We start from the raw sequence: 6607 nt of genomic DNA, 5'->3' as shown, positions 1-6607 counted from the left end.
GCTCACTATCTCCGTCCTGTTTGCCGGTGCGCTCGAATTCGCCGCCCTGCCGGCGGCGCTGCTGATCGGGCCGATGCTGGCTGCCATCGTCGCCGGCACCAATGGCGCCACGGTGCGCGTGCCGCGCCTTCTGTTCGGCGCCGCCCAGGCGATCGTCGGCTGCCTCGTCGCGGCGTCGATCTCGGCCGACATCTTTCCGGTCTTCACCCAGGAATGGCCGCTGTTTCTCGGCGTCGTGGTGGCGACCGTCACGGCCTCCAGCCTGCTCGGCTGGCTGATCAGCCGCTGGCGCATCCTGCCCGGCACCACCGCCGTCTGGGGCTCCTCGCCGGGCGCGGCCACCGCCATGGTGCTGATGGCGGGAGCCTTCGGCGCCGACCAGCGTCTTGTCGCCTTCATGCAATATCTGCGCGTCATCTTCGTCTCGATGACTGCGGCACTGGTTGCCAAGATGTGGGTCGACACATCGGGCGTCAAAATCCCCGCCATCATCTGGTTTCCGCCGATCGATGCCCAAGCCTTCGCCGCCACCATCGGCATCGCGCTTGTCGGCGGCCTGCTGGGGAAGCTGCTGAGGCTGCCCTCGCCCTTCTTCCTTGGCACCTTCATCTTCGGCGCCGTCGTCCATCTCGGCTTTGGCGTGGAGATGCAATTGCCGCCATGGCTGCTGGCCGTCAGCTACGCGATGGTCGGCTGGTCGATTGGATTGAACTTCACCAGGGCGATCTTGCGCCATGCGGCACGCGCACTGCCGCAGATCGTCGCCTCGATCGTGGCGCTGATCGCTTTTTGCGGTGGCCTTGCCTTCATGATCAGCCATCTCCTGGGCATCGATCCGCTGACCGCCTATCTGGCGACCAGCCCCGGCGGCATGGACAGCATCGCCATCATCGCCGCCGCCGCGCAGAACGTCGACATCTCCTTCGTCATGGCGCTGCAGTCGGCACGCTTCCTGATTGTGCTGCTGGTCGGCCCGAGCGTGGCGCGCCTGGTGGCGAGAAGCGTCAGGCAATAGGCAAGGCCGCCGCTAGAGCCGTCACACGTGGTGGATTGTTCCTCACTGCCTTCATCCTTGCCCCGCGCTTCCCGGCGCCAGTAGGGCCTAAGTTCTTGCCCCCACGGCAAGGCGCTCGGGAAGGAAATCGACGAACACGCGCACCTTCGGCGACAAATGGCGATTGGAGGGCCAAAGCATCCGGAACTGGCCACGGCCGTCGACATGATCGTCGAGGACGGTGCGCAGCCTGTCTTCGTGCAGCGCCTCGCGCACCAGGAAATCCGGCATGCAGGCGATGCCGAGGCCGGCGAGTGTGGCGCCTTTCAAGGCTTCCATATTGTTGCAGGTCAGCATCGAGCGGATCTGCGGTTCAGCACTTCCGGTAGTGAATGGCCACTCCAGCAGCCTGCCGCTGTTGAGGAAGCGGAAGTTTATGCCGAAATGCCTGATGAGATCCGCCGGCACGCCGGGGGTGCCATGGCGGTCGAGGTAGGAGGGCGCCGCGCACAGCAGCATGCGAAAGGGCGCAACGGGTCTCGACACCAGGCGTGAATCGGGCAGCTCGCCGCTTCGGATCGCGACATCGATGCCCTCGTCGATGACGTCGACGATGCGATCGTTGAAATCGATGTCGAGCTCGATCTCGGGATAGCGGGCCATGAACTCCGACAGCACCGGCAGCAGCAAATGATAGGTGACGATCGGGGTCGAAACGCGCAGCCGGCCATGCGGGGTCTCCCGTGTCCGCGACAGCATCGCCTCGGCATCGTCGATGTCGTCGAGGATGCGCCGCACCCGCTCGTTGAACAGTCTGCCCTCTTCCGTCAGGCCGATGCGCCGCGTGCTGCGCTGCAGGAGCCGCACACCAAGCTCCTGTTCGAGCCTTGCGACGCTCTTGCCTACGGCGGAAGCCGAGATGCCGAGCGCCCGGCCGGCAGCGATGAAACTGCCGAGTTCGGCGGTACGGGCAAAGGCTATGAGGCCGCTGAGGCGATCCATCGCATCTTTCCATTCGAGCGTTTCAGTCCGGCATATCAGGAGATATAGTACCATTTTTCCTGAAATGCTGCCGACCTATCTTGTCATTGCGACCGGCTCCGCAACCGCGCGGCCTACCGCAATGCTGCTTCAGATAGGAAAATCCATGACCTTGAAGTCCACAACCGGCTCTGCCGAGAGATGGCTCGTGCTCTTGTCGGTATGCCTTGCCGCGATGACAATGCCCTTGACCTTCACCGGCCCGGCCGTCGCACTCTCCCGCATCGCGGCCGATCTTGGCGGCAGCCCGGTCGAACTCAACTGGGTGACCAATGCCTTCATGCTGACCTTCGGCGCGACCCTGATGGCATCAGGCGCATTGGCCGACAACCACGGCCGCAAGCGCATCTTCCTCGCCGGCCTCTGCCTCTATGTCCTCGCCTCACTCGGCGCGATGCTCGCGCCTGACATCGTCTGGTTCGACATCCTTAGGGCCGTGCAAGGGATCGGCAGCGCCGCCGCCTTTGCCGGTGGTGCGTCGGCGCTCGCCCAGGAATTCGAAGGGCCGTTGCGGCTGCGTGCCTTCAGCTTCCTCGGCACCAGTTTCGGCATCGGCCTCGCCTTCGGCCCGATCGCCTCCGGCCTGCTCATCTCTGCATTCGGCTGGCGGTCGATCTTTCTGCTTGTCGCGGCACTCGCGGTTGCCTCGGCAACCCTCGGCCAGCGCACCATCAAGGACTCGCGCGATCCGGATGCGACGGGCGTCGACTGGGCGGGAGCCGGCACCTTCACGATCGCGCTCGCGTCGCTGACCTATGGCGTGCTCCAGGCGCCGCAGAGCGGTTGGGCCAATCCCCTTGTCGTTACGCTTCTCGGCACGGCCGCCCTCTTCTTTGTTGCTTTCGTCGTCGTTGAGCGGCGCGCACGGAGGCCGATGCTCGATCTCACGCTGTTTGCATATCCCCGCTTCGTCGGCGTCCAGTTCCTGGCGGCGGCACCCGCCTATGGCTTCGTCGTCCTGCTCGTGCTGTTGCCGATCCGTTTCATTGGCATCGAGGGCATGAACGAGATCAAGGCTGGGCAATTGATGATCTGCCTCTCGGTCCCACTGCTGATCCTGCCGATGCTCGCCGGCCAGTTGGCGCGCTGGATCGCGCCGGCCACGATCTGCGGCGTCGGCCTTCTCATCACCGCCGCCGGGCTTGTCTGGCTAAGCCTGACACCGCCGGTCGACAGTGCGCTGGTGGCGCCGCTGATGCTGATCGGCGTCGGCATCGCCCTGCCCTGGGGATTGATGGACGGGCTTGCCGTCAGCGTCGTGCCGAGGGAGCGCGCCGGCATGGCGGTCGGCATCTTCAACACCACCCGCGTCGCGTGCGAGGGCGTGGCGCTCGCGATCGTCATGGCGACCCTGTCGGGCTTCACCGCCACGCAGCTTGCCGCACAGGGAATGACATCTTCAACGGCTGCAGCGCAGTTGCTGGTGACCGGCAATCTCGGTGCAACGGCGCAACATTTGCCGCAAGCCGGAGCCGCTGTTCTTGTCCAGGCCTACGAGACGGCGTTCGACAGGCTGCTGATCGTGTTGGCGGCAATCACCGTCATGACCGCCATCGTCGTCTTCCTTGGCCTGCGTCGCGGAGCGGCTTCGGAACATGAGGCCAATGCTCTGCCGGCATGCCAGGAAGGATAGTCAGGCGATGACGAGACTCGCTATGCGATCGCCGTCCAGCGTGAAGCTCATGTCGCCCTCCCCGTTGAAGCCGTTGCCTGTGACGGCGATACGGACGCGGTAGCTGCCTTCCGCAGACGTGATGCGGACGATGCGAAGCTGGGATTTCACGCCGATATTGTCCGACTGGTTCCAGCGCGCGATCTGCTCGCGGCCGTGGAAGGACCGTCCCCAGTCGGTCAGGGATGCGTCGGCGGTAAACGTGTCGAGAAAGGCTTGCGTGTCGCCGGCGTTGGTGGCCTCGACAAAATGGCGGATCGGGTTGGGTGTGGTCATTCCTCTGTGCCCCAAGGTGCGTTGAGATTCAGGTCAGGCTGAGTCGAAAATGGTTGATACCGAGAACCGGAGCGGAGCGTACTTGAGTACGTGAGCACCGGAAGCGCAGGTATCAGCCATTTGCAGGCCAGCCTCACCTGAATATCAATGCACCTCAGTCTAGCCTGAGCATCAGATCCTCATCCAGCCAGCGGCCGAAGAAATAGACCAGTTGCTTGTGCCACCACGGCCAGTCGTGGCTGACGTCGCCGCCCCAATAATCGACCCAGGCGGGAATGGACTTGTCACGCAGGATCTGTTCCAGTTTTCGCGTCTCGACCAGCATCCGCTCCTCCCAGGCGCCCTGCCCGCAGCAGAAGATCAGCCTGAGCGCCTTCAGCCGGGCCAGCAGTTTGGGGTCCACGATGCCGGGCAGATAGTCGAGCGGCGAGTTGTAGAAAATGTCGCCTTCAAGCGCCTTGCCGAAAAAGTCGCGGGCCGAATAGACGCCCGATAGCGCGATGACGCCGCAGGCGAGTTCGGGAAAGCGGAAGACGAAATTCGACGAGTGGTAGCCGCCCATCGAGCAGCCCGAGAACAACGGCTTTAGCTGGCGCCCGCCATTGGCTGCTGCTGCCGTGGACAGGAACTCCGGCAGCGCCTCCTCGCGCACATAGCGGAAATAGGCCTCGTGACGGGCGATGCGATGGGCGGCGTCGGCATGCTTGTCGAAGAAGGATTCCGAATCGACGCCGTCGACCGTGAACAACTGGATGCGGCCGGTGTCGATGAATTCGGCGAGTGCGCCCACCCCGCCGGAATCTTCGAACTGGTAGAACCGCCCCTGCGAGGTCGGGAACACCACCACCGGCCGGCCGGCATGGCCGTAGCGCTTGTATTCCATGTCGCGGCCGAGCTTGCCCGAGAAACTCTTGTGATAGGAAATGTCCATCGCCTCACGCCTTTTCCGCGTGGATATAGGCGACCGCCTCGCGCAGCGCTGCTTCGTCCTTCGAGCGCATCTGGTAGGCGTAATTTCCCATGGCGCGGCTGAAAACCTCTTCGATGGCCTGATGGTGGACGATCTTGTCGCGGTGCGCCGCTAGCACGTCCTCATGGCTGTGCAAATAGTGGAGGCGCCGCTTGCGGCTGGCATAGGCGGTGAAATATTTGCCCTCGTAGGGGCCGCCGGCGGCATCCCTGACCACCATGTCGGCCCATGCCGCGTAGACGTCGATGTCGAACGTGTAGTTAATGGCATCGGTCATCCAGGCGCCTGGCGGGCGCATGTTGACTTCCAGCGCGATGACGCGGTCGTCCTTGGTCTCGAACAATTCGATGTGGAAGAAGCGCTCGCGCACGTCGAACGCTTTCAGGATCTTGCGGCCGGCCTCCTCGACCGCCGGGCTGATCCTGGGAAAGCAGGTGTAGCTCATGTGGCGGTCCTTGTTGACCACCTCCATGACGCTCTGGTCGTAGCGGTGGCTGGCCGCCAGCACCACCTCGCCGTCGCGGTTGACCAGCCCATCAAAGGTCACCACCAGCCCCTCGATGAACTGCTCCATGACGAAGGTCACGTCCTCGGGCTTGTCCCGGAAGAACTGGTCCAGCTCTGTGGCGTTGGAGATCTTGAAAGTATTCGAGGCGCCCGAACCGCTGTCGGGCTTGACCACGACGGGATAGCCGACGCGGCGGATGAAGGTCATGGCCCCGGCGCGGTCGGAGCATTTGCGCTGTGCGATGGTGTCGACGCCGCTCTTGCGGAAGAAGGCGCGCATGCGGCTCTTGCGCTTCAGATTCTTCACGAAATCGAGCTTGGTGCCGTAGATGTTGAAGTCGGTGCGGATGTTGGCTTCCAGCTCCAGCCAGTGCTCGTTGAGCGATTCAAAGCGGTCGATGCGGCCCCATTTGTGGATGAAATGCCCCATCGCCCGGAACACCGGATCGTAGTCCTCCATGTCGGCGACGCGATAATATTCCGAAAGGGCTGCTTTCAGCTTGGCGTCGAGCGCCTCATAGGGTGCGTCGCCGATACCCAGCACCCTGGCCCCGGCCTTCTTCAAACGATCGCAGAAATCCGCGCCATTGGCGGGAAAATGCGGCGAGAAGAACACGAAATTCATGGACGACTCCCTCCCGGCGACGGGACATCGCAACCCCGTCGATGCCCAAGTCTGGCGCATTTGCAGCGCCTGGGGAAGAGCACCCACGTTCGGATAATATCCGACGGATCACGGCCCGCCCTGTGGCCTCACTTGCCTCTCACAAGCCGCTCCTGTATGAGAACCGCCATGAACACGCGCGCCACCAACGCTTCCCGTCCGACCGGTTTTTCCGGCGAGACCGTGCGCGCGCTGGCTTCGACCCTGCTTCTTCTCGGCCTTATCGGCGATCGCCGGGTTCGCTGAAGGAGCGCCCGGCGGTCGAACCGCCGCGCAAGCGCATGCTCCTTGCCAAGTCACATCACGCGAACGAAATTCTGGTAAAGGCGCCGCTCGCCATCAATCCACCTGAAGGTGGACCCATGAGCCGCCGGGAGAAACGACGATGAACGCACGAGAAGAGACCCGCTCCGATGCCGCGGTAGCCGGCAAGGATGCAGCCCGGGGCATGCCCGACGCGGCCCGCAAATATCAGCCCTATCC

The 6607-nt window shown here is 63.6% G+C and carries 6 protein-coding genes; 2 read left to right on the top strand and 4 right to left on the bottom strand.

Going from position 1 to position 6607, the window contains the following annotated elements:
* Nucleotides 1-7 precede the first annotated feature (7 nt).
* On the top strand, nt 8-1015 hold the full coding sequence (locus tag EN993_RS28990; RefSeq protein ID WP_164757874.1) for an AbrB family transcriptional regulator: 1008 nt from the start codon (nt 8-10) through the stop codon (nt 1013-1015).
* Nucleotides 1016-1102: 87 nt separating this feature from the next.
* Here EN993_RS28990 and EN993_RS28985 read toward each other — a convergent pair whose 3' ends face one another.
* On the bottom strand, nt 1103-1996 hold the full coding sequence (locus EN993_RS28985; protein ID WP_127265491.1) for a LysR family transcriptional regulator: 894 nt from the start codon (nt 1994-1996) through the stop codon (nt 1103-1105).
* Nucleotides 1997-2141: 145 nt separating this feature from the next.
* On the opposite strand from EN993_RS28985, the gene EN993_RS28980 reads away from it, so the two are divergent.
* Nucleotides 2142-3668 (top strand): MFS transporter, encoded by a 1527-nt coding sequence (locus tag EN993_RS28980; protein ID WP_127265490.1) that lies wholly within the window; start codon nt 2142-2144, stop codon nt 3666-3668.
* Here the strand turns inward: EN993_RS28980 and EN993_RS28975 are convergent, their stop codons facing one another.
* From EN993_RS28975 to EN993_RS28965, 3 genes are all read right to left on the bottom strand, one after another.
* Nucleotides 3669-3983, bottom strand: a complete 315-nt coding sequence (locus tag EN993_RS28975) for a nuclear transport factor 2 family protein (RefSeq protein WP_127265489.1) — start codon at nt 3981-3983, stop codon at nt 3669-3671.
* 154 nt (nt 3984-4137) lie between these two features.
* Nucleotides 4138-4914 (bottom strand): esterase family protein, encoded by a 777-nt coding sequence (locus tag EN993_RS28970; RefSeq protein WP_127265488.1) that lies wholly within the window; start codon nt 4912-4914, stop codon nt 4138-4140.
* Nucleotides 4915-4918: 4 nt separating this feature from the next.
* Entirely contained in the window at nt 4919-6085 is a 1167-nt protein-coding gene (locus tag EN993_RS28965) for an ATP-grasp domain-containing protein (RefSeq protein WP_127265487.1), read from the bottom strand.
* Nucleotides 6086-6607 lie beyond the last annotated feature (522 nt).

It is taken from the genome of Mesorhizobium sp. M7D.F.Ca.US.004.01.2.1 (assembly GCF_003997785.1).
Classification (GTDB): domain Bacteria; phylum Pseudomonadota; class Alphaproteobacteria; order Rhizobiales; family Rhizobiaceae; genus Mesorhizobium; species Mesorhizobium loti.
This window is presented reverse-complemented; position numbering and strand designations above follow the sequence as displayed.